At 64.5% G+C, this 21498-nt stretch carries 21 protein-coding genes; 6 read left to right on the plus strand and 15 right to left on the minus strand.

Annotated elements, in window-relative coordinates:
* The first annotated feature begins 16 nt into the window (after positions 1-16).
* Positions 17-2008, plus strand: coding sequence for a metallophosphoesterase family protein (locus ACODS1_RS12640; protein WP_489085927.1), 1992 nt, complete (start codon positions 17-19; stop codon positions 2006-2008).
* Here ACODS1_RS12640 and ACODS1_RS12645 read toward each other — a convergent pair.
* Positions 1950-3278: an APC family permease gene (locus ACODS1_RS12645; protein ID WP_489085928.1), complete on the minus strand. Its 1329-nt coding sequence runs from the start codon at positions 3276-3278 to the stop codon at positions 1950-1952. The genes ACODS1_RS12640 and ACODS1_RS12645 overlap by 59 nt on opposite strands.
* Before the next feature lie 108 nt (positions 3279-3386).
* On the minus strand, positions 3387-4202 hold the full coding sequence (locus ACODS1_RS12650; RefSeq protein ID WP_489085929.1) for a carbon-nitrogen hydrolase family protein: 816 nt from the start codon (positions 4200-4202) through the stop codon (positions 3387-3389).
* A 140-nt stretch (positions 4203-4342) separates the two neighbouring features.
* On the opposite strand from ACODS1_RS12650, the gene ACODS1_RS12655 reads away from it, so the two are divergent.
* A complete protein-coding gene (locus ACODS1_RS12655; protein WP_322979539.1) occupies positions 4343-5125 on the plus strand; it encodes a helix-turn-helix transcriptional regulator in 783 nt (260 codons plus the stop codon).
* A 9-nt stretch (positions 5126-5134) separates the two neighbouring features.
* Here ACODS1_RS12655 and ACODS1_RS12660 read toward each other — a convergent pair whose 3' ends face one another.
* The 9 genes from ACODS1_RS12660 to dadA form a co-directional block, all read right to left on the minus strand.
* Positions 5135-6451: an NAD(P)/FAD-dependent oxidoreductase gene (locus tag ACODS1_RS12660; RefSeq protein ID WP_489085930.1), complete on the minus strand. Its 1317-nt coding sequence runs from the start codon at positions 6449-6451 to the stop codon at positions 5135-5137.
* 126 nt (positions 6452-6577) lie between these two features.
* Positions 6578-7945, minus strand: a complete 1368-nt coding sequence (locus ACODS1_RS12665) for a glutamine synthetase family protein (RefSeq protein WP_489085931.1) — start codon at positions 7943-7945, stop codon at positions 6578-6580.
* A gap of 120 nt (positions 7946-8065) precedes the next feature.
* Positions 8066-8227, minus strand: coding sequence for a hypothetical protein (locus ACODS1_RS12670; RefSeq protein WP_489085932.1), 162 nt, complete (start codon positions 8225-8227; stop codon positions 8066-8068).
* 151 nt (positions 8228-8378) lie between these two features.
* Entirely contained in the window at positions 8379-8801 is a 423-nt protein-coding gene (locus tag ACODS1_RS12675; protein WP_322979542.1) for a c-type cytochrome, read from the minus strand.
* A 126-nt stretch (positions 8802-8927) separates the two neighbouring features.
* On the minus strand, positions 8928-9476 hold the full coding sequence (locus ACODS1_RS12680; RefSeq protein ID WP_322979543.1) for a sterol desaturase family protein: 549 nt from the start codon (positions 9474-9476) through the stop codon (positions 8928-8930).
* A gap of 138 nt (positions 9477-9614) precedes the next feature.
* Positions 9615-10163 carry a cupin domain-containing protein gene (locus tag ACODS1_RS12685; protein WP_322979544.1) on the minus strand — a complete coding sequence of 183 codons (549 nt, stop codon included), beginning with the start codon at positions 10161-10163 and terminating at the stop codon, positions 9615-9617.
* A gap of 106 nt (positions 10164-10269) precedes the next feature.
* The gene (gene alr, locus ACODS1_RS12690) at positions 10270-11343 is read right to left on the minus strand and encodes an alanine racemase (protein WP_489085933.1); all 1074 of its coding nucleotides are present in this window, start codon (positions 11341-11343) and stop codon (positions 10270-10272) included.
* Between the two features lie 207 nt (positions 11344-11550).
* Positions 11551-11898, minus strand: a complete 348-nt coding sequence (locus tag ACODS1_RS12695) for a RidA family protein (protein ID WP_013713456.1) — start codon at positions 11896-11898, stop codon at positions 11551-11553.
* A 39-nt stretch (positions 11899-11937) separates the two neighbouring features.
* Positions 11938-13236: a D-amino acid dehydrogenase gene (gene dadA / locus ACODS1_RS12700; protein ID WP_489085934.1), complete on the minus strand. Its 1299-nt coding sequence runs from the start codon at positions 13234-13236 to the stop codon at positions 11938-11940.
* A gap of 156 nt (positions 13237-13392) precedes the next feature.
* On the opposite strand from dadA, the gene dadR reads away from it, so the two are divergent.
* The gene (dadR, locus tag ACODS1_RS12705) at positions 13393-13881 is read left to right on the plus strand and encodes a transcriptional regulator DadR (protein WP_017678280.1); all 489 of its coding nucleotides are present in this window, start codon (positions 13393-13395) and stop codon (positions 13879-13881) included.
* Between the two features lie 36 nt (positions 13882-13917).
* Here dadR and ACODS1_RS12710 read toward each other — a convergent pair whose 3' ends face one another.
* Positions 13918-14271: a YkgJ family cysteine cluster protein gene (locus ACODS1_RS12710; RefSeq protein ID WP_074677774.1), complete on the minus strand. Its 354-nt coding sequence runs from the start codon at positions 14269-14271 to the stop codon at positions 13918-13920.
* 234 nt (positions 14272-14505) lie between these two features.
* On the opposite strand from ACODS1_RS12710, the gene ACODS1_RS12715 reads away from it, so the two are divergent.
* Positions 14506-15807, plus strand: a complete 1302-nt coding sequence (locus tag ACODS1_RS12715) for an NAD(P)/FAD-dependent oxidoreductase (protein WP_489085935.1) — start codon at positions 14506-14508, stop codon at positions 15805-15807.
* 110 nt (positions 15808-15917) lie between these two features.
* On the opposite strand, the gene ACODS1_RS12720 is transcribed toward ACODS1_RS12715, so the two are convergent.
* Complete coding sequence (locus ACODS1_RS12720) at positions 15918-16148, minus strand: DUF1127 domain-containing protein (RefSeq protein ID WP_489085936.1); 231 nt, start codon at positions 16146-16148, stop codon at positions 15918-15920.
* 170 nt (positions 16149-16318) lie between these two features.
* On the opposite strand from ACODS1_RS12720, the gene ACODS1_RS12725 reads away from it, so the two are divergent.
* Positions 16319-17773 (plus strand): aminotransferase-like domain-containing protein, encoded by a 1455-nt coding sequence (locus ACODS1_RS12725; RefSeq protein ID WP_489085937.1) that lies wholly within the window; start codon positions 16319-16321, stop codon positions 17771-17773.
* 6 nt (positions 17774-17779) lie between these two features.
* Here ACODS1_RS12725 and ACODS1_RS12730 read toward each other — a convergent pair whose 3' ends face one another.
* Together ACODS1_RS12730 and ACODS1_RS12735 are read right to left on the minus strand one after the other, a co-directional pair.
* On the minus strand, positions 17780-18931 hold the full coding sequence (locus ACODS1_RS12730; protein ID WP_489085938.1) for an MFS transporter: 1152 nt from the start codon (positions 18929-18931) through the stop codon (positions 17780-17782).
* Positions 18932-19140: 209 nt separating this feature from the next.
* Entirely contained in the window at positions 19141-20634 is a 1494-nt protein-coding gene (locus tag ACODS1_RS12735) for an aldehyde dehydrogenase (protein WP_489085939.1), read from the minus strand.
* A 246-nt stretch (positions 20635-20880) separates the two neighbouring features.
* On the opposite strand from ACODS1_RS12735, the gene ACODS1_RS12740 reads away from it, so the two are divergent.
* Positions 20881-21240 (plus strand): cupin domain-containing protein, encoded by a 360-nt coding sequence (locus tag ACODS1_RS12740; RefSeq protein WP_322979552.1) that lies wholly within the window; start codon positions 20881-20883, stop codon positions 21238-21240.
* The last annotated feature ends 258 nt before the right edge of the window (positions 21241-21498 follow it).

The raw sequence follows: 21498 nt of genomic DNA on the forward strand, positions 1-21498 counted from the left end.
CGGATCTAGCGCTTCGATGACCGACCACCCGCACATGCCCTTTCCCGATGTCCTCGCCGGCCCGCTGCTGCGGCGCCTGGAGCCCGGCCGCCTGGTGTTGTGGCTGGTGGCCAGCCGCGAACTGAGCCTGCAGCTTTGGCTGCGGCCCGAAGGCGAAGCGCCGCGCAGCCTGATGCTCGATGAACACTGCCAGCGCCTGCCGCCGGGGCGCCATGCCGTGCTGCACCTGATCGACCTGCCGCTGCAGCAGGCCCTGCCGCAGGACGTGCGCATCGCTTACGACCTGCAGATCGTCGAGGACAACGCCGCACGTGGCCTGGCCGACTGGGCGCCGCACCTGCTCTACGACGGCGCCGAACACGCCGACTTCGTCCTGCGCTCACGGGTCGACCAGTTGCTCCATGGCTCCTGCCGCAAACCGCATCATCCGGCGGCCGACGGCCTGCTCTGCGCCGACCGCCTGCTGGCCGAGCCCCACGACGCCACGCAGCGCCCGGCGTTGCTGCTGATGAGCGGCGACCAGGTCTATGTCGACGACGTTGCGGGGCCGATGCTCTGCGCCATTCACCAGTTGATCGCCCGCCTCGGCCTGTTCGACGAGTGGCTCGAAGGCGCCGTGGTCGAGGACAGCCAGGCGCTCTACGCCACCCCGGTCGGCTACTACCAGCGCGCCGAGCTGCTGCCCGCGCTGAAGAGCAACCAGACCCTGCGCGACAAGTTCTTCGGCGGTGTGGAGAAACCCATCTTCACCAGCAGCAGCGCCGACAATCACCTGGTGACCTTCGCCGAGATGATCGCCATGTACCTGCTGGTCTGGTCGCCGGTGCCCTGGACGCTGATCGAGGAAAGCCAGCCGCCGCTGGATGACGCGCAGCAGCAACGCTACGCCGACGAGCGTCAGCGCATAGACGCCTTCCGCCAAAGCCTTGGTCAGGTCGCCCGGGTATTCGCCCACCTGCCAACGCTGATGATCTTCGACGACCACGACGTCACCGATGACTGGAACCTGTCCGCGCGCTGGGAGCAGACCGCCTACGGTCACCCCTTCTCCAAACGCATCATCGGCAACGCCCTGCTCGCCTATCTGCTGTGCCAGGGCTGGGGCAACCATCCGGATGCCTTCGAGGAGCCGCTGCAAGCCTGCTCCAGGCTGTTAAAGCAGCGACAGGACAACCATCTGCATGCCAAGGCGCAGGACGAACTGATCGACACCCTGCTGCACTTCGAGCACTGGCATTACGTGCTGCCCACTACGCCGGCCTTGCTGGTGCTCGACACCCGCACCCGGCGCTGGCGCAGCGAGGGGCACCTGTCCAGGCCCTCGGGGCTGATGGATTGGGAGGCGCTGTGCGACTTCCAGCAGGCGCTGCTCGATCACCCCAGCTGCATCATCGTCTCGCCCGCGCCGATGTTCGGCGTGAAGCTGATCGAAGGCATCCAGAAACTCTTCACCCTCGCCGGCCACCCGCTGATGGTCGATGCGGAGAACTGGATGGCCCATCGCGGCGCGGCCAGCGTGATGCTGAACATCTTCCGCCACTCACGCACACCGGGGGACTTCGTCATCCTTTCCGGCGACGTGCACTACTCCTTCGTTTACCGCGTGCGCATCCGCCACCGTCGCGCCAGCCCGACCATCTGGCAGATCACCAGCAGCGGCATCAAGAACGAATTCCCGGCCAAGCTGCTGGACTGGTTCGACCGCCTCAATCGCTGGCTCTACGCGCCCTGGTCGCCGCTCAACTGGCTGACCAAGCGCCGGCGCATGCGCGTCAGCCCAATGATCCCGGATCGCAGCCGCTCGGGTGAGCGGCTTTGGAATGGCGCGGGGCTCGGCCAGGTGTTCTTCGACGAGCAGGGCCGGCCCAAGCGCATCCTTCAGCTCAATGCCGATGGCTCGAAGCCGGTGACCTTCGTCGCCGAGCGCGAATCAGGTCCGGCCACGCAACTCAGGCATCGGCATCATCGAACTGCAGCTCCGGCGGACGGCGACGGAAGCCTCCGGTGAGCCAGGCCAGGTACAGGCCACCGATCACCAGCCAGGCGCAGCCGAGCATGATCGCCAGGCGATCCAGGCTGATCATCAACCACAGCGTCGCCAGCAGGCCGAGCGCCGGGCACAGCAGGTAGCGCAGCACCTGCAGCGGCCCACGCGCCTGCGGCTGGCGAGCGAAGTGCACGATCACCGAGAGGTTGACCAGGCTGAAGGCGAGGAAAGCGCCGAAGTTGATGAAAGAGGTCGAGGTGGTGACGTCCAGCTTCAGCGCCAGCAAGGCCACCACCGCGCAGACCACGATGGCGCCCACCGGGGTGCCGAAGCGCGGGCTCAGGGTGCCTAGCAGGGCACGCGGCAGCACACCGTCGCGGCCCATGGCGTACATCAGGCGCGAGGCGCTGGCCTGGGCCGACAGGCCCGAGGTGAACTGGCCGACGATCAGGCCGATGAGGAAGAACGACACGAACAGATCGCCGCCGATATTGCGGGCAATCTCGTAGGCCGCCGCATCGCTGCTTTCGAAGACGGTGGACGGGTGCGCCAGCTGCACGAAGTAGGCGGTGACCACGAAGATCAGCCCGCCGATCAGGGTGATCAGCAGGATCGCCCGCGGGATGGTGCGCTGCGGCTCATGGGTTTCCTCGGTCAGGGTGCTGACCGCATCGAAGCCGAGGAAGGAGTAGCAGGCCACTGCCGCGCCGGCCATCACCAGCGAAACGTTCATGCCCTCGCCAATGAAGGGTTCGAGCGACCACAAAGGCTGGCTCGCATCGCCCACTACGTAGTGCACGCAGAGTGCCACGAAGGCCAGCAGCACGAGGAACTGCACCAGCATCAGCACGCCGTTGATGCCCTTGGCCAGGCGCAAGCCGATCACGTTGATCAGGCTGGTGACCAGGATGAAGGCCAGCACCCACAGCGCCTGCGGCACCTCGGGGAAGGCTGAATACAGGTAGGCCGCGCCGATCAGCCAGATGGCCATGGGCAGGAACAGGTAGTCGAGCAGCACCGACCAGCCGGCGATGAAGCCCAGGTGATCGTTGATGCTGCGGCGCACGTAGCTGTAGGCCGAGCCGGCCACCGGGAACAACGCGGCCATGCGCGCGTAACTGAGGGCGGTGAAGAGCATCGCCAGCGAGGCGGCGACGTATGCGGCGGGCACCGCGCCACGACTGATCTCGGCGAGGATGCCGAAGGTGCCAAGAACGATGATGGGTGTCATGTAGGCGATGCCGAAGAGCACCACCGCCCCCAGTGAGAGGGATCGTTGCAGACGAGCCATTACTTGCTACTCCCGTTTTTTAAATTGTTATGGCAGAGCCGAAGTCGGCAAAAAACGCGCGGCACGAGCCACTGCGGGCGCATCGATGGCGCCCGTCGATAAGAGAACTCAGGGGATCAGCAGCTCACGTAAACCGCTGTCGTGCTCGACACGCTGGCCGGGCATCGGCATGCGCCGCTCATCCAGGTAGCGGTAGTCGCGACGCGCTTCGGCCAGGCGCTGGAAGTCCAGCTCGATGGTCTGCCGACACGGCTCGCGACCGGCCTCCAGCAGCAGGGTGCCGGAGGGGTCGACCACCGCGCTGCCACCGGCGAACACCAGACCGCCATCGCCTTCGCCGACGCGATTGGTCATCACCGCATAGGCCTGGTTCTCCATGGCCCGCGCCATGATCGCGGTGCGGTGGGTCGGCCCGTAGGGATCCATGTTGCCGTTGGTGACGATCAGCAGCTCGGCGCCCAGCTCGCCCAGGGCGCGGGCGCTTTCCGGGAATTCGATGTCGAAGCACACCAGCAGGCCGACGCGCACGTCATCGAGCAGCGCCGTGGCATAACGGTCGCCCGGCTCGAACACGCCGCGATCCGATGCCCACAGGTGGGTCTTGCGATACTTGAGCACGAGGTCATCACCGTCGAGCAGCACCGTGGTGTTGTAGAAATGGCCGTTGTCGTTTTCGGCGATGCCGATGGCCACGGCCAGGCCGCGTTCACCAGCAGCGCGGCGGATCGCCTGCAGGCTCGTGCCATCCAGCGGCTCGGCCAGGGCGGCGATGTTCTCGGCAGTGGGGAAGCCGGTCAGATAGGTTTCCGGGAACACCACCAGACGGGTGCCCGCCGCGCAACCGGCGATGGCCTCCAGCGCGGCAGCGAGGTTGTAGGCGGTATCGCCATCACGGCCAGCGAGCTGGACGAGTTCGACTTGCATGACAGGGCTCCGATTCTTGTTGTTGCACGGCGCGCGGCGGCTAACCAGAATGCCGGCAGCCATCCGCCAGGGTTCGAGTATGGAGACAGGGTCGCCCGGGCGAAATCACGCACGTGGGGTAACCCCCAGGGGGTAGAGGCATGACCATGACCTTGCACGACATCGCCTTTCACCGCAGCGTAGGCGAACTCATCGACGCTCTGCCCAGCCCGCACTTCTGGCGCGCCCTGGTGCGCACGCTGGGGCAATACGTGGCGCACGACAGCTGGGTGGCGCTGATCTTCAGCGAGGGAAGGCCGCAGGTGCTGGCCGAATGCGCCGGCGACGACGGCGAGCCCGACCTGCTGTTCCAGGATTACCTGCGCGGCCTGTACCTGCTCGACCCCTTCTACATCGCCAGCCGCGAAGGCCGCCGCGACGGCCTGGTGCGTCTGGCTGACGTGGCGCCCGAGTGCTTCGAGCAGACCGACTACTTCCGCCGTTACTTCAGCCTCAACGTGGTGGCCGACGAAGTGCAGATCAACCTGCCGCTGCCCGGCGAGCGCACCCTGTGCCTGTCGCTGGGCTCGCGCCAGGCCTTCCGCCCGGAACAGATCGCCCTGCTCAGCCTGGTGCAGCCCTGGGTCACCGCGCTGATGCGCCAGCGCCTGGCGTTCGAACCGGAACCGGGCGAACCCAGCGCCCCGCCGCCCTGGCAGGAACGCCTGGAACAGATGGCCCGGCAAGTGGAAACGGCGCTGACCGGGCGCGAACTGGAAGTAGTGCGATTGATGCTCAGCGGCCACTCCAGCAAGGAAGTGGCGCGCAAACTGGCCATCTCGGCGGAGACCGTGAAGGTGCACCGCAAGCACGTCTACAGCAAGCTGGGGATCAAGTCGCAGTCGGAGCTGTTTGCGTTGTTTTTGCAGGCGCAGGGTGGCTAATGCCGGTGGTCAGCGCAGCTTCTCGAGCATCTGGTAGTACCACATGCCGGCGGCCAGCATCGGGTTGCCGAGCTGGTCGCCGAGCGGCACCTTGATGTGTTTGCAGGCGGCGAAGGTGTCGTACTGTTCCAGGTCACCGGTGATGGCCTTGGCCATGATCTCGCCCATGATGTGGGTGGTCGCCACGCCGTGGCCGGAGTAGCCCTGGCAGTACCAGACGTTGGACGAGAGCTTGCCCAGTTGCGGGATGCGGTTCATCACGATGCCCATGGCGCAGCTCCACTGGAAATCGATCTGCACGCCCTTGAGCTGTGGGAAGGTGCGCTCGATGCACGGGCGCAGCTCGCCGGCGATGTCGCGTGAGTCACGCCCGGAGTAGTTGGCACCGCCGCCGAACAGCAGGCGACCATCGCCGGTCAGGCGGTAGTAGTCGAGCACGAAGCGGCAGTCGTACACCGCGAGGTCATGTGGGTTGATCGCCTCGATCAGCTCGGCGCCCAGCGGCGCGGTGGTGACGATGCCACCCATGGCCGGGAAGATCATGCCCTTGAGCTTGCGCCGCTCCAGCTTGTGGTAGACGTCACCGGCCAGCAGCACCTGCTTGGCCTCGATGCGCCCGCCCGTGGTGACCACCGCCGGACGCGGGCCGTGGACGATATCCAGCACTTCGGAGTGCTCGAAGATCAGCGCGCCCAGGCTCTCGGCGGCCTTGGCCTCGCCGAGGCACAGGTTGAGCGGGTGCAGGTGCATGTTACGGGTGTTCTTCAGCGCGCCGCAGTACAGGTCGCTGCCCAGTTGCGCACGCACGCCAGCAGCGTCGAGCAGGGTGACATCGGCTTCCATGCCCCGGCGCAGCGCTTCGTCGTAGGTCGCCTTGAGCTCGTCCATATGGCTGGCTTTCATCGCCGTATGCAGATGGCCGTACTTGAGGTCGCAGTCGATGCCGTACTTGGCCACGCGGCTCTTGATGATTTCGTGGCCGCGCCAGCGCAGGTGCCAGATGAAGTCGTCCACCTCGTCGCCCAGCGTGTTGCGCATCTGCTTGCGCATGGCCTCGTCGCCGGACAGGCTGCCGGTGACCTGGCCGCCGTTGCGCCCGCTGGCGCCCCAGCCGACCTTGTTGGTTTCCACCACGGCCACCTTGAGGCCGCGCTCGGCCAGCTCAACCGCCGTGGCAATGCCGGTGAAGCCGCCACCGATGATGGCCACGTCGACGGTGACACTGCCCTGCAGGGTCGGGTAGTCGCTCTCGAAATTGAGCGAGGCCGAGTAGTAGGACGGCGCGCGCTCGGCGGCGGGTTTGGCGGGTTGCTTGATCGTGTTCATTGCATGTCCTTGGGGTGCGTTTGCACCGATAAATCTATTGTCGCGGCTAAAGCCCCTCCCACGGAACGGGAGGTATGGGTGTCCCGTGGGAGGGGCTTCAGCCGCGACTTCTGCAAATCAGGGCCATCAGGCGTTGCTCAGGTACCAGCGCCAGTCCTGCTCACCGACCTCGCCCATGAACTGGCGATACTCGGCACGCTTGACCGCCAGATACACCTTGAGGAAATCGGCACCGAAGGCATCGCGCGCCCAACTGGACTGCTCCAGCGCCTGGATCGCCGCCGACCACTGGGTCGGCAGGTACTCGGTGGCCTGGGCGTAGCCATTGCCTTCGATTGGCGCGCCGGGGTCGAGGTGATCACGAATACCCCGGTGAATCCCGGCAAGGATCGCCGCTGCCGCCAGGTAAGGATTGGCGTCGGCGCCGCAGATGCGGTGCTCGACATGCCGGGTATTGGCCGGGCCACCCGGCACGCGCAGGCTGACGGTGCGGTTGTCCACACCCCAGGTCGGCGCCAGCGGCGCGTAGCTGTTGGCCTGGAAGCGCCGGTAGGAGTTGGCGTTGGGGCAGAACAGCAGCAGCGAATCGAGCAGGCTGGCGAGCATGCCGCCTACAGCCTCGCGCAGCAGCGGCGTACCGGCCGGATCTTCGCTGGCAAAGAGGTTGTTGCCCTGCGCATCGGCCAGGCTGACGTGCATGTGCATGCCGGTGCCGGCCAGGTGATCGAACGGCTTGGCCATGAAGCAGGCCTGCATGCCGTGGCGGTGCGCCACGCCCTTGACCAGGCGCTTGTAGCGCACCGCCTGATCCATCGCCGCCAGCACCGGGCCATGCTCAAGGGTGATTTCCACCTGGCCGGGGGCGTATTCGGAAATCGCCGTGCGCGCGGGAATGCCCTGCGCCTTGCACGCGGCATAGAGATCGCGCAGAAACGGCTCGATCTGCTCCAGTTCGCGCAGGCCGTAGACCTGGGTCTGTCGTGGGCGGCCGCCATCGGCGTCCAGCGCTGGCTGCGGTCGGCCTTCGGCATCACGCTTCTGGTCGAGCAGGTAGAACTCCAGCTCGCAGGCCATCACCGGATGATACCCCTCGGCCTCGAGCTGCTCGATCACGCGGATCAGCAACTGGCGTGGATCAGCGGGCGTGGCTGGAAGACCTTCGCTGGGGTGCATCGACACCTGCACGGCAGCGGTGGGCATCTGCCGCCAGGGCAGGCGCACCAGGCTGCCGGGCAACGGGTAGGCGCGGCAGTCGATATCGCCCACCTCCCAGACCAGGCCGGAGTCCTCGACATCCTCGCCCTGGATGGTCAGGCCGAGCATGGTGCTCGGCAGCGGTCGGCCACTCTGGTACAGCGCCAGCAATTCCTCGCGGTGCAGCAGCTTGCCGCGCGGTACGCCATTGGCGTCGAGGATGAACAGCTCGATCAGCTCGATATCGGGATTATTCGTCAGGAAGTCCTGAGCTTCCTGCACGGGGGCGAAAGTCGTCATGTTGCGCTCGCTTGCGCCAGTTGGGCGCTCAATGTCCGCACGGCCCGCTCGATCTCGAACAGGTTGCACAGGCAGACAAACGGGTATCAGCGGCTGCGGGCATGGCGCAGCCATCGGTATTCAGCGGGCGGGGACGACATCCGGCGGGCGGGCGTGGCGGCAATGCCACAAGGCCCAGAAGGCGAGGATGATGGTCAGCAGCGGATTGAGTCGTTCCAGCAAACGACGCCGCGCGGGGGCACGGTGCTGCTGGGGCATGGCACGACAGGCTGGGGAACTCATGGCTAGGCAGCGTCGCACAGGCCCAGAGATGCGTTAAATCGAATTTTACAGACGTTCGGATTGCAGCCTGCTAAACAATCGAGCCACACACTGCCGAACGGCGCGCACAAAAAAGCCGCCCATGGGGCGGCTCTTCTCGGAAGCGTCGGTCTTACAGGCCGGACATCTTCTTGATCGCGCCACGCAGCTCGTCTTCCGAGCAATCGGCGCAGGTGCCTTTCGGCGGCATGGCGTTGATGCCGGAAATGGCCTTGGCCAGGATGCCGTCGAGGCCGCCCTGGTGGTCGGCGCGGTCTTTCCAGGCTGCGGTATCGCCGATCTTCGGCGCGCCCAGCACACCGGTGCCATGGCAAGCGTTGCAGTGCTTGGCGATGATGTCATCCGGGGTGCGCGCGCCACCGCCAGCAGTTGCGGCGACAGTACCGACGCCCTTGCACTCCTGGCCCATGACACACACTTCACCGACCGGCTTGAGGCGTTCGGCGATGGCTTCATCGGTCGTGGCCTGAGCAGTCACTGCCCACAGGGCCAATACGGCAGTCGGTACTGCCAGCATTTTCTTCATCAGATTCACGGTACACCCTCTTCGTGGCTAGTCACGCCCGCGGCCACGGTTTCGCGAGCGGGCGACAGTATAACGGTTAGCCGGTCAGGCCGAAACAATCCAGATTGTCGCAGACTTCTGCGCACAGAGGCAGGCTTAGCGGGCCTTGCTGCCCACACCCTCGGACAGCTCGGCATGACTTACCGCCACGTAGGTGCCCAGGATGTGATCCCAGAGCGGAGAAGAGACGCCGAAGTTCTTTTCCACTCCGCGCTGATGGTGCAGGTCGTGGTTGCGCACCAGGCCGGGGATGAAGCGATAGAGCGGATGCTCAGGGCGGTGCATGACGTAATGCACGCTGATATAGGCCAGATAGCCCAGCATGACGCCAGCGATCAGCGAGGCCATGCCCAGAGCCTGGAAAAGCACCACCAACGCCAGGAACGCCGCGCTGGTCTTCCAGCTGGAAATGCCGATCAACGCCAGCACATCGACGTGATGCGTCCAGTGTTCCCGGCGATACAACGAATGGAAGAGGAAACGATGCATGGCGTATTCGACGAAGCTCCAGATCAATACGCCGGCCACCATCTGCCAGAACAGAACGGGCCCGATCAGCAACGCCACCATGATCAGCAGCGGGACGGTGAAAAAGTCGAGGTAATAGGCGAGCGAAGAAATCAACCACTTGTTGCTGGCTGCCATGCTGCAGGCTCCTTGCCGTACCGGCGCGGGGCCGGTTCTGTCCATTGAATGAGGGCGCCATTCTAGCGCTTGGGCCGCTGATGCAGGCTCGACCCGTTAACGGATCGAGCCGGTTGCAATCAGGCAAAAGGAGCGAGCTTAGAAGTTCGCCGGCGAGGTGGCACTGATCAGGCGTGCCGGTACATCGAAGGGATTGCGGAAACGGTGCGGCTTGCTGCTCTCGAAGTAGTAGCTGTCGCCCGGCTCCAGCACGAACACCTCGTTGCCGACGGTCAGCTCCAGGCGGCCCTCGACCAGCATGCCGGCTTCCTCGCCCTCGTGCGCGTACATGTCGTCGCCGGTGTCGGAACCCGCTGGATAGGTTTCGTCGAGAAAGGCGATGGCCCGGCTCGGATGCGCCTTGCCGATCAGCTTCATGGTGATGGCGCCGCTGCAGATATCGGTAAGCTCGGCTGCCCGGTAGACCACCTGGGTCTGATTCTCCTGCTCCAGATCGAGGGAGAAGAATTCCACCAGGGACATGGGAATGCCGCTGAGCACCTTTTTCAGCGAGCTGATCGAGGGACTGACGCTGTTCTTCTCGATCATCGAGATGGTGCTGTTGGTGACGCCCGCACGCTTGGCGAGTTCACGCTGGGATAGACCTTTGAGCTTACGAATCGATTGCAGGCGAACGCCGACGTCCAATGCTGTTACCCTCCCTAAAGGGGTGGATGCGGAAAAGTGTCCGTATCATGGCATAGCGTTCGGAATTTACAACGCCTGCGTGCAGACTCTCCTACAGGCGGCGAAATCAGCCGCCCGTGTACTGCAGCGGCACCCGCCGCAGGTTGCAGAAGATCTGGTAGGGAATGCTGCCCGCCGCCGTGGCGACATCGCTGGCCAACACCTGCTTGCCCCAAAGCTCGACGCGGCTGCCCAGGCCCGCCTGCGGCAGATCGGTGAGGTCGACGGTGAGCATGTCCATCGACACACGCCCGATCAGACGCGTCAGTTGGCCGTCCACCGCCACCGGCGTGCCGGTTGGCGCATGCCGTGGATAACCATCGGCATAGCCCATGGCGACCACGCCGACGCGGGTCGGCCGCTCGGCGATGAAGCGCGCGCCATAGCCCACCGGCTCACCCGCTGGCAGTTCACGCACGCTGATGACCTTCGATTCCAGGGTCATCACCGGCTGCAGGCACGCGGCCTGTTCCTGCGCCTCTTCGAACGGAGTGGCGCCATACAGCATGATGCCAGGGCGCACCCAGTCGCTGGGTACCTGGGGCCAGCCCAGCAAGGCCGGCGAGTTGCGCAGGCTGACCTCGGCGGCGAGTCCCTCGCGTGCTTGCTGGAATACTGCCAGTTGCTCGGCGGTACGACCGCAGTCGAGTTCGTCAGCGCGGGCGAAGTGGCTCATCAATACGATCTTGCTGACCTTGCCGCTGGCCAGCAGGCGGCGGTAGGCAGCCTGGTACTCGGCCGGATGCAGACCGACACGGTGCATGCCGGAATCCAGCTTGAGCCAGACAGTCAGCGGCTTGAGCAGTTGCGCCTGTTCGATGGCCTCGATCTGCCACTGAGCATGTACCACGCACCACAGCTCATGCTGGTCGATCAGCGCCAGCTCATCGGCCTCGAAGAAGCCTTCGAGCAGCAGGATCGGTGCGCTGATACCCGCCTCACGCAGCACCAGCGCTTCTTCGATGCAGGCCACGGCAAAACCGTCGGTCTCACCCTGTAGCGCCTGCGCGCAACGTACCGCGCCATGCCCGTAGGCATCGGCCTTGACCACGGCCAGGGCGCGCGCGCCGCTCAGCTCGCGGGCCATTCGGTAGTTGTGACGCAGGGCATCGAGGTCGATCAGGGCACGGGCAGGGCGCATGGTTCGTTATTTCTCACTGCTTCGCTGGTTTCGCAGCCCGGATGCCATCCGGGCCACACGCTATAAAAAAAGCCCGGCAGGGGAAGCCGGGCGAGAAGCCAACACAAAAAATTGTCTGGAACAATTTTTGACGTCGCCCAGCGACGGCCCGTAAGGGCGGCCGCCAAGGATGGCGGGCCGTAAAAAACTGTCCCAATGGTGGTCGCCTCAGACGGCCGCCACCACGCACATTTCCACCAGTACTTCAGGCTTGTACATCTTCGCCTCGACACAGGCGCGGGCCGGCGCATGGCCGTCGGCAACCCAGGCGTCGTACTCGGCGTTGAGACCATCGTAGTCGGCCATGTCCTTGAGGAAGATGGTCAACGAAAGGATCTTGCTCTTGTCGCTGCCACCCTCGGCCAGCATCTTGTCGATGTTGGCCAGGGTCTGGCGGGTCTGCTCGCGGATGTCACCGTCGAAGTCGTCGGCCAACTGGCCGGCGAGGTAAATCGTGCCGTTGTGGATCACCACTTCGCTGTAGCGTTTGGCCACATGCAGGCGCTGGATCGACATGCTGCGAATCTCCTTTGAATTTCCGGGCCGCGCAGCCTATCAGGTGCGCAGCGGCTGCGGTGCGCTGTGCACTTCGCGAGCCTTGCGCGAGTAACGCGAGATATCCAGGCCATCAGCGCTAATCTGCGGGCGCTTGTTGGCCATCAGGTCGGCCAGCAGACGACCGGAACCGCAGGCCATGGTCCAACCCAGGGTGCCGTGACCGGTGTTAAGGAACAGGTTGCGGTAGGCGGTGGCGCCGACGATCGGGGTACCGTCGGGCGTGGCCGGGCGCAGGCCAGTCCAGAAATCGGCGCGCTGCAGATCACCGCCTTCCGGGTAGAGGTCGGAGGTGATCATCTCCAGGGTTTCGCGACGACGCGGATTGAGCGACAGGTCGAAACCGGCGATCTCGGCCATACCGCCGACGCGGATGCGACCGTCGAAGCGGGTGATGGCGACCTTGTAGGTCTCGTCGAGAATGGTCGAGGTCGGCGCCATGTCCGGGTTGGTGATCGGCACGGTCAGCGAGTAGCCCTTGAGCGGATACACCGGAGCACGAATACCCAGCGGCTTGAGCAGTTGCGGGCTGTAGCTGCCGAGAGCGAGCACGTAGCGATCAGCGGTTTCCAGCTTGCCGTCGATCCATACACCGTTGATACGGTCGCCCACAGCATCCAGACGCTGGATGTTCTGGCCGAAACGGAACTCGACGCCGAGCGCCTTGGCCATGTCCGCCAGCTTGGTGGTGAACATCTGGCAGTCGCCGGTCTGGTCGTTGGGCAGGCGCAGAGCGCCGGCCAGCTTGTGCTTGACGCCAGCCAGCGCCGGTTCGACGCGGGCGATGCCGTCGCGGTCGAGTAGTTCGAACGGTACGCCGGAGGCTTCCAGCACGGCGATGTCCTTGGCAGCGGCATCGACCTGGGCCTGGGTACGGAACAGCTGGGTGGTGCCGAGCTGGCGACCTTCATAGCTGATACCGGTCTCGGCACGCAGCTCGTCGAGGCAGTCGCGGCTGTACTCGGACAGACGCACCATACGCTCCTTGTTGATCGCATAGCGGCTGGCGGTGCAGTTGCGCAGCATCTGCGCCATCCACAGGTACTGGTCGACGTCACCGGTGGCCTTGATCGCCAGCGGCGCGTGCTTTTGCAGCAGCCACTTGATGGCTTTCAGCGGCACGCCCGGAGCGGCCCAGGGCGACGCGTAGCCGGGGGAAACCTGGCCAGCGTTGGCAAAGCTGGTTTCCAAGGCCGGGCCATCCTGGCGGTCGACCACCACCACCTCGAAGCCTTGACGGGCGAGGTAGTAAGCACTGGCGGTACCAATCACACCGCTGCCGAGAACCAGAACACGCATGTTTTTCTCCCCGCCGCGCCCAAGGCACGTGCGTTACAGGCCACTGTTGTAGATGGGCGCAGTATAGAAAGAGCCATGCAGTGCTTTTCACCATATACATAGCTATATTTGGCGAGAATTCTTGGCAAAAAGCCGTTTTACAGAGGCGGATTCACCATGAGAACCCAGCATCAAAGCCGTCGTGAACTGGACAAGATAGACCGCAACATCCTCCGTATCCTGCAGGAGGATGGGCGCATCAGCTTCACCGAACTGGGCGAGCGCGTGGGCCTGTCGACCACGCCCTGCACCGAGCGCGTACGCCGCCTGGAGCGCGAAGGCATCATCATGGGCTACCACGCCCGCCTCAACCCGCAGAACCTCAAGGCCAACCTGCTGGTGTTCGTCGAGATCAGCCTGGACTACAAGTCCGGCGACACCTTCGAGGAGTTCCGCCGCGCCGTGCTCAAGCTACCGCACGTGCTGGAGTGCCACCTGGTGTCCGGTGACTTCGACTACCTGGTGAAGGCGCGCATCAACGAGATGGCCAGCTACCGCAAGCTGCTCGGCGACATCCTGCTCAAGCTGCCGCACGTGCGCGAGTCGAAGAGCTATATCGTCATGGAAGAGGTGAAGGAATCGCTGGCGCTGCCGGTTCCAGAGTGAAGCGCATGCCGTGCGCGTAGGCGATGCCGCTGCGTTCTACACCAGGCGTTGCCGCGTCGTGGCGATCAGCCGGTGCACCTGACGCTCCACTGCCGGCTCGATCGGTTGCTCCGGCCCACGGCCATGCGGGCATGGCAGGTTCGGCGTGGTGCCGAACAGGCGGCAGATCAGCGGGCGCTGGTCATACACCTCACAGCCGTTCGGCCCCAGGTGCACGCAGTTGTACTCGGCCAGGGCCGCATCGTGTTCGGCATCGCTTTTCACCGGCAGGCGCGCCAGCTCTTCGGACGATGCCGTGACTGGCCCGCAGCAGTCGTGGCAGCCCGGCACGCAGTCGAAGCGCGGAATCTGCCGGCGCAGGTGGTCGATCTTGCGGTCGGTGCAGCTCATCGTCGGGCATCCTGAAGTGATGGCGACCAGTTTACTGCCAGGCGCCCCGATGTCATTCCTTAAGTCGCGGCTAAAGCCCCTCCCACGGAGCGGTGTGGGAGGCGCTTCAGCGGCGATAGACCAGAGCAACATGAGCGGGCGCAGCCTGCTTTTTTCTGCCCATCTCTTGGCGTGATAACGATCACGCGCTTATGCTGCGTTGAATTTTCCACACACCAATTCAGGATTTCGCACATGAACGCCCGCGTTCACCAGCCTCAGCATGCCGCGTCCTACTATGCCGCCAGCGTCAATCGCCAGTTGGCCTACCCGCCGCTGCAGGGCGAGCTGAAGGTGGACGTGTGCGTGGTTGGTGGCGGCTTCAGCGGCCTGAACACGGCCATCGAGCTGGCCCAGAAAGGCTTCTCGGTGGCGCTGCTGGAAGCGCACAAGATCGGTTGGGGCGCCAGCGGGCGCAACGGCGGGCAGTTGATTCGCGGCGTCGGCCATGGCGTCGAGCAGTTCGAGTCGGTGGTCGGCGCAGAAGGCGTGCGCCAGTTCAAGCTGATGGGCCTGGAGGCCGTGGAGATCGTGCGCGAGCGCGTCGCCAAATTCCAGATCGACTGCGACCTGAGCTGGGGTTATTGCGACCTGGCCAACAAGCCCGCCCATATGGATGATTTCGCCGCCGACAAGGCCGAGCTGGAAAGCCTCGGCTATCGCCACGAGCTACGCCTGATCCACAAGGAGCGCGTGCATGAGGTGGTTGGCTCGAACAACTACCATGGCGCCATGATCGACAGCGGCTCCGGGCACCTGCACCCGCTCAACCTGGCGCTCGGTGAGGCGGCGGCGGCGCAGTCGCTGGGCGTGCAACTGTTCGAGGACTCGGCCGTCACCCGCATCGACTACGGTAACGAGGTGCGCGTACACACGGCAGGCGGACAGGTGCGCGCCACGACATTGGTGCTGGCCTGCAATGCCTACCTCAACGGGCTGAATTCGCAGTTGGGCGGCAAGGTGTTGCCGGCCGGCAGCTACATCATCGCCACCGAGCCGCTGTCCGAAGAGCAGGCACGGCAACTGATCCCGCAGAATATGGCGCTGTGCGACCAGCGCGTGACGGTGGATTACTACCGTCTCTCCGCCGACCGCCGCCTGCTGTTCGGCGGTGCCTGCCATTACTCCGGGCGCGACCCGGCAGACATCGCCGGCTATATGCGGCCGAAGATGCTCAAGGTGTTCCCGCAACTGGCCAACGTACGCATCGACTATCAGTGGGGCGGCATGATCGGCATTGGCGCCAACCGCCTGCCGCAGATCGGCCGGCTTCAGGATCAACCCAATGTGTTCTACGCCCAGGCCTATTCCGGCCATGGGGTGAACGCCACCCACCTGGCCGGCAAGCTGCTCGGCGAAGCCATCGCCGGCCAGATGGGCGGCGGCTTCGAGCTGTTCGCCAAGGTGCCGCACATGACCTTCCCCGGCGGCCAGTACCTGCGCTCGCCCTTGCTGGCGCTGGGTATGCTCTGGCATCGGTTGAAGGAAGTGCTCTAAGCGGGGAGTTGTCGGCATTGCCTGAGAGGCCGACTGGTGGGTTACGCAGCGCACGAACCAGTGTGTGGCTGCTGGAACGGCGCTCAGCGCTGCTAACCCACCCTACGGTGCTAGAGCATCTTCCAGAATGGCAGATAGGCTTCGCGATTTGCCTCGGCGCGGGTCAGGCCGACATCGGCCAGGGCCTCGTCAGTCAGGTGGCGCAGCTCTCGACTGGTGTGCAAGCGGCGCCAGAAGTTCGCCCAGCGATGGCTCTCGCTGGCTTGCTGACCGCTGTCTGCCGGGGTCACTGCTGAAACAGCGCCTCCTGCTCCTCTCGCTACCTCGTCGATGATGCGCATGGCCCTGTTCTCCTGATGGCGCTCATGGGAAACCAGAATGCGCCTATCCGAAAAGCCATGACAGATTCAAAAAACCTCTATTAAATCCATACAGATTTGCCGAATTCCCATCTGAATTCCCGTTTTCAGCGCAATCTGTACTGGTCACGCCCAGTACGACGAGGCCATTCATGACGCTCTACCTGAATCTCGCCGAAGAGCTGGCCGCTCGTATCGAGCAAGGGCTGTTCCGTCCGGGTGAACGCCTGCCTTCGGTACGCGCGCTCAGCCAGGAGCACGGTGTCAGCCTCAGCACCGTGCAACAGGCCTATCGCCAACTGGAGGATCAAGGCCTGGCCACGCCACGGCCCAAGTCCGGCTACTTCGTCACCCATGGGCGCCAGCAGCCGGAGTTACCGCAGGTCAGCCGCGCGCCGCAGCGACCGGTGGAAGTGTCGCAGTGGGAGCAGGTACTGGAGCTGGTCAGCGAGCCGGTCTATGGCGAAACCCTGCAACTCAGCCGGGGTATTCCTGACATCAGCTCGCCGACGCTCAAGCCGCTGCTGCGCAGTCTGTCTCGCCTGAGCAGGCGGCAGAGCCTGCGCGAGCTGAGTTACGGTGCGGTGGAGGGTGAGATCACCCTGCGCCAGGAAATCTCCCGTCTGGCGCTGGACTCCGGCTGCCAGTTGGCCGCCGAGGACATCGTCATCACCACCGGCTGTCACGAAGCCCTGTCGACGGCGCTACGTGCCATCTGCCAGCCCGGCGATATCGTTGCGGTCGATTCGCCGAGCTTCCACGGCGTCATGCAGGTGCTCAAGGGCTTTGGCCTCAAGGCACTGGAGCTGCCCACCGATCCCCTGACCGGGATCAGCCTGGAAGCCCTGGAGATGGCGCTGGAGCAATGGCCAATCAAAGCCATCCAGCTCACCCCAAGTTGCAACAATCCGCTCGGCTACATCATGCCCGAGGCCAACAAGCGCGCCTTGTTGGCGCTGGCGCAGCGCTTCGATGTGGCGATCATCGAGGACGATATCTACGGCGACCTGGCCTATCACTACCCGCGCCCACGCAGCATCAAATCATTCGATGAAGACGGCCGCGTGCTGCTGTGCAACTCCTTCTCCAAAACCCTGGCGCCGGGCCTGCGCATCGGCTGGATCGCGCCCGGGCGCTACCTGCAGCAGGTGCTGCACATGAAATACATGGGCACCGGGCAGAGCGCCCAGTTGCCGCAATTGGCCATTGCCGAGTTCCTCCGCGAAGGCTTCTACCAGCCGCACCTGCGGCAGATGCGCAAGCTCTACGCCCGAGGCCGCCAGCAGATGACCGACTGGGTAAGCCGCTACTTCCCGCCGGGCACACGCGTCAGCCAACCGCAAGGCGGTTTCATGCTCTGGGTGGAAATGCCGCAAGGCTTCGACAGCCTGCGCCTGAACCGGCGCCTGGCCGAACACAAACTGCGGGTGGCGCCTGGCAGCATCTTTTCCGCCGCAGGCAAGTACCGCAACTGTATCCGCCTGAACTACGCCGAGCCGAGCAGCCCGGAGCTCGAGGCGGCCATTCGTCAGATCGGCACGAGCATCACCGAGCTGATCGTAGAGAGCGAACTGGATCAGAGCCAAGACCTGGGGCTCTGGCGCTAGAGGCGCTTAGCCGCGCGTATCTGGGACTGCGTCGCTGAACGCACCGGGCCGCCCGGCCAGGACGATGAACACCAGCGCGCCTGCCGCCATCATCAGCGGCAGCGCATGGCCGCTCAGCCACTGACTGACGGCACCGGTGAGCAGCGGCCCAACCAGGCAACCGAGCCCCCAGAGCTGGGCGACATGAGCGTTGGCCCGCACCAGTTCATCGTCGCGGTAGCGTTCACCGATCATGATCAATGACAGAGTGAACAGGCCACCGGCACTGGCGCCAAAGGCGACGAACACCGGCCACACCAGCGGGGTCTGCAGCAGCAACGGAATCGCCAGGCTGGACAGCAGCAGCACGATGCCGCAGCCGCGAAACAGGGTCTGCCGCGACATGCGGTCAGCCAGCCAGCCGATGGGCAGTTGCAGCGCGGCATCGCCGACCACCACCACACTGGCCATCAGCAGGGCGACCTCCTGGTTGAAACCCTGACGCAGGCCATAGATCGGCAGCAGGGTCAGCATCATCGCCTCGAAGGCGGCGAACAGCATCACCGCCCAGGCAATCGCCGGCAGCTTGCCGCAGAAGGTCAGCAGGCCACGCCCCGAGGCGCTGTGGGCATCGACCTGCGGCGCACCGCTGCGCCCGAGCAGCATCAGCGAGCCGCCGATCAGTAGCCCTACACCCGTCCAGAAACCCAGGTCGGTGCTGGTGCCCAGGGCGCTGAGCAGCAGCGGACCGCTCAGTTGGCTGAGCGCGTAACCGGTGCCGTACAACGCCACCAGGCGCCCGCGCCACTTTTCTACGGCCAACTGGTTGATCCAGCTTTCACCGAGGATGAACACCACGGTCAATGCCACGCCGATGAACAGACGCAAGGCGACCCACACCGCGTAGTTCTGCAGCAGTGCCAGCCCGGCCACCGATAGCGCGCCGAGCAGCAGGCAGAGTTGCATCAGCAAGGTAGTGCCGAAACGCGCCGCCAGGCGCCCGGCCAGCGAGGCGCCGAGGAGTACGCCCACCGCAGGCGTGGCGGCCATTACGCCGATGGCGAAGGAATCGTAGCCCCAGCTTTCCAGGCGCAGCGACACCAGCGGCATGGTCACGCCCAGCGCCAGGCCGATACTGATGACCGCCGCGCAAACGGCGAAATAGGTACCCCAACGCATGGTCAGATTCCTTGTTGTCATGGCGGGCTTAGCGACCGCTGGCGCAACCGAGCGGCGCTGCACATGCGCTAGCGCGGCGCCTACAGTCCATATTCACAGAAGCAAAACGGCCGGACTTCCCGAGGAAGCCCAGCCGCAGTTGGATCGCTCAGCCACACACCTCAGCCGCCGTTACCTGCGGCCTGTGGCTTGCAGCCTGAAGCTGCCGTTCAGAGCTTGATCCAGGTCGCCTTGATCTCGGTGTACTTGTCGAAGGCATGCAGCGACTTGTCGCGACCGTTACCGGACTGCTTGAAGCCGCCGAACGGCGCGGTCATGTCACCGCCATCGTACTGGTTGATCCATACGCTGCCGGCACGCACGGCGCGACCGACGCGATGGGCGCGGGACAGGTTGCTGGTCCAGATGCCAGCCGCCAGGCCATAGATGGTGTCGTTGGCGATGGCCACGGCTTCGGCCTCGTCATCGAAACCGATCACCGACAGCACCGGGCCGAAGATCTCTTCCTTGGCGATGCGCATGGCGTTGTTCACGCCGTCGAAGATGGTCGGCTCGACGTAAGTGCCGCCGGTTTCTTCCAGCACGCGGTTGCCGCCGGCCACCAGCTTGGCACCGTCTTCGTGACCGGCCTGGATGTAGCTCAGCACGTTGTTCATCTGCGTGGTGTCGACCAGCGCACCGACGTTGGTGGCCGGATCCAGCGGATGGCCAGGCTTCCAACCCTTGATGGCCTCGACCACCAGCGGCACGAACTGATCCTTGATGGAGTTCTCCACCAGCAGGCGCGAGCCGGCGGTGCAGACCTCGCCCTGGTTGAAGGCAATGGCGCTGGCCGCAGCAGCGGCAGCGGCCTTGAGATCCGGAGCGTCGGCGAAGACGATGTTCGGGCTCTTGCCGCCGGCTTCCAGCCAGACGCGCTTCATGTTCGACTCGCCAGCGTAGATCATCAGTTGCTTGGCGATCTTGGTCGAACCGGTGAATACCAGGGTGTCGACGTCCATGTGCAGGGCCAGGGCCTTGCCGACGGTGTGGCCGAAGCCCGGCAGCACGTTGAACACACCAGCCGGAATACCCGCCTCGATGGCCAGTTGGGCGATGCGAATGCCGGTCAGCGGCGATTTTTCGGACGGCTTGAGGATCACCGAGTTGCCGGTGGACAGCGCCGGGCCGAGCTTCCAGCAGGTCATCAGCAGCGGGAAGTTCCACGGCACAATGGCAGCGACCACGCCCACCGGCTCACGGGTGACCAGACCCAGCTCATCGTGCGGGGTCGCGGCCACTTCGTCGTAGATCTTGTCGATGGCTTCGCCGCTCCAGCGCAGGGCACGCGAGGCAGCCGGCACGTCGATATTCAGCGAATCGCCGATCGGCTTGCCCATGTCCAGGGTTTCCAGCAGGGCCAGCTCTTCGGCATGGGCGTCGAGCAGATCAGCGAAGCGGATCATCACTTCCTTGCGCTTGACTGGCGCCAGACGCGACCACACGCCGGACTCGAAAGTAGCGCGGGCATCCTTGACTGCCAGCTCGGCGTCAGCCAGGTCACAGCTGGCAACCTGACCCAGCACACGGCCATCGACCGGACTGATGCAATCGAAGGTGGCGCCGGACTCAGCCGCACGGTATTCACCATGCACGAAGGCACGGGTCTCGATATTCAGGTTCTGGGCACGCTGCTCCCAGTCGGCACGGGTCAGATCAGTCATTCCGGCATCCTCTCTTGTGGGCCTGGGTGCGCCCACACAGGGCAGGCACCGGCAAAAATCGGGTGAGGCCAACGCACTGGCCAAAGCTGTTCGCCACACTAAACCAGCGGCGCTGGGGTTTTCAATATTTTTGACAAAAACAACAGAAAAACCCTTGTCATGTTCGTTTTTCCACACATAGACTGCTGCGATTCCACCCCTGCGGCAGCCCCTGGCACGCCACTTCGCCCACTATGGAACCGACCGATGAACATCGAGCAGATCGTCGACTTCGCCCAGGCCGGCACGGCCGCCGAACATTACCGCCCCGCGCCGGAGAAGGTGCTCAAGGGCGATCCCGAGCAGAGCGTGCGCAACCACTACAGCAGCCCGTGTGGCCAGTTCAGCACGGGCATCTGGGAAGGCGCCGTGGGCCAGTGGACGGTGAACTACACCGAGCACGAATACTGCGAGATTCTCCAGGGCGTTTCCGTACTGCGCGATGCCGAGGGCAATGCCAAGACCGTACGCGCCGGCGACCGCTTCGTCATCCCCGCCGGTTTCTCCGGCACCTGGGAAGTGCTGGAAGCCTGCCGCAAGGTGTATGTGATCTTCGAGCCCAAGTAAGTTCCCGAACTCCTGTTGCTTGTCACCCTTTGGCCCGCCTTGCGCGGGCCTTTTTCTGTAGGCGCCCCTGCTCGGCGTCAATGCTTGGCGCCGCCTTCAGTTCAATAATGGAATGCCGATACAAAGACCAACGTCATCCCTAGTTGCCTGCCCGGAGTAGAGCCCCATGTTCGACCGTAAACTGCGCCAGCAATACCAGGATCTGCAGAGCCAGGTCGAACGCCTGAGCACCGAGAAGCAGGCCATGCAGCGCGAGCT

Source organism: Pseudomonas sp. FG29 (assembly GCF_057809355.1).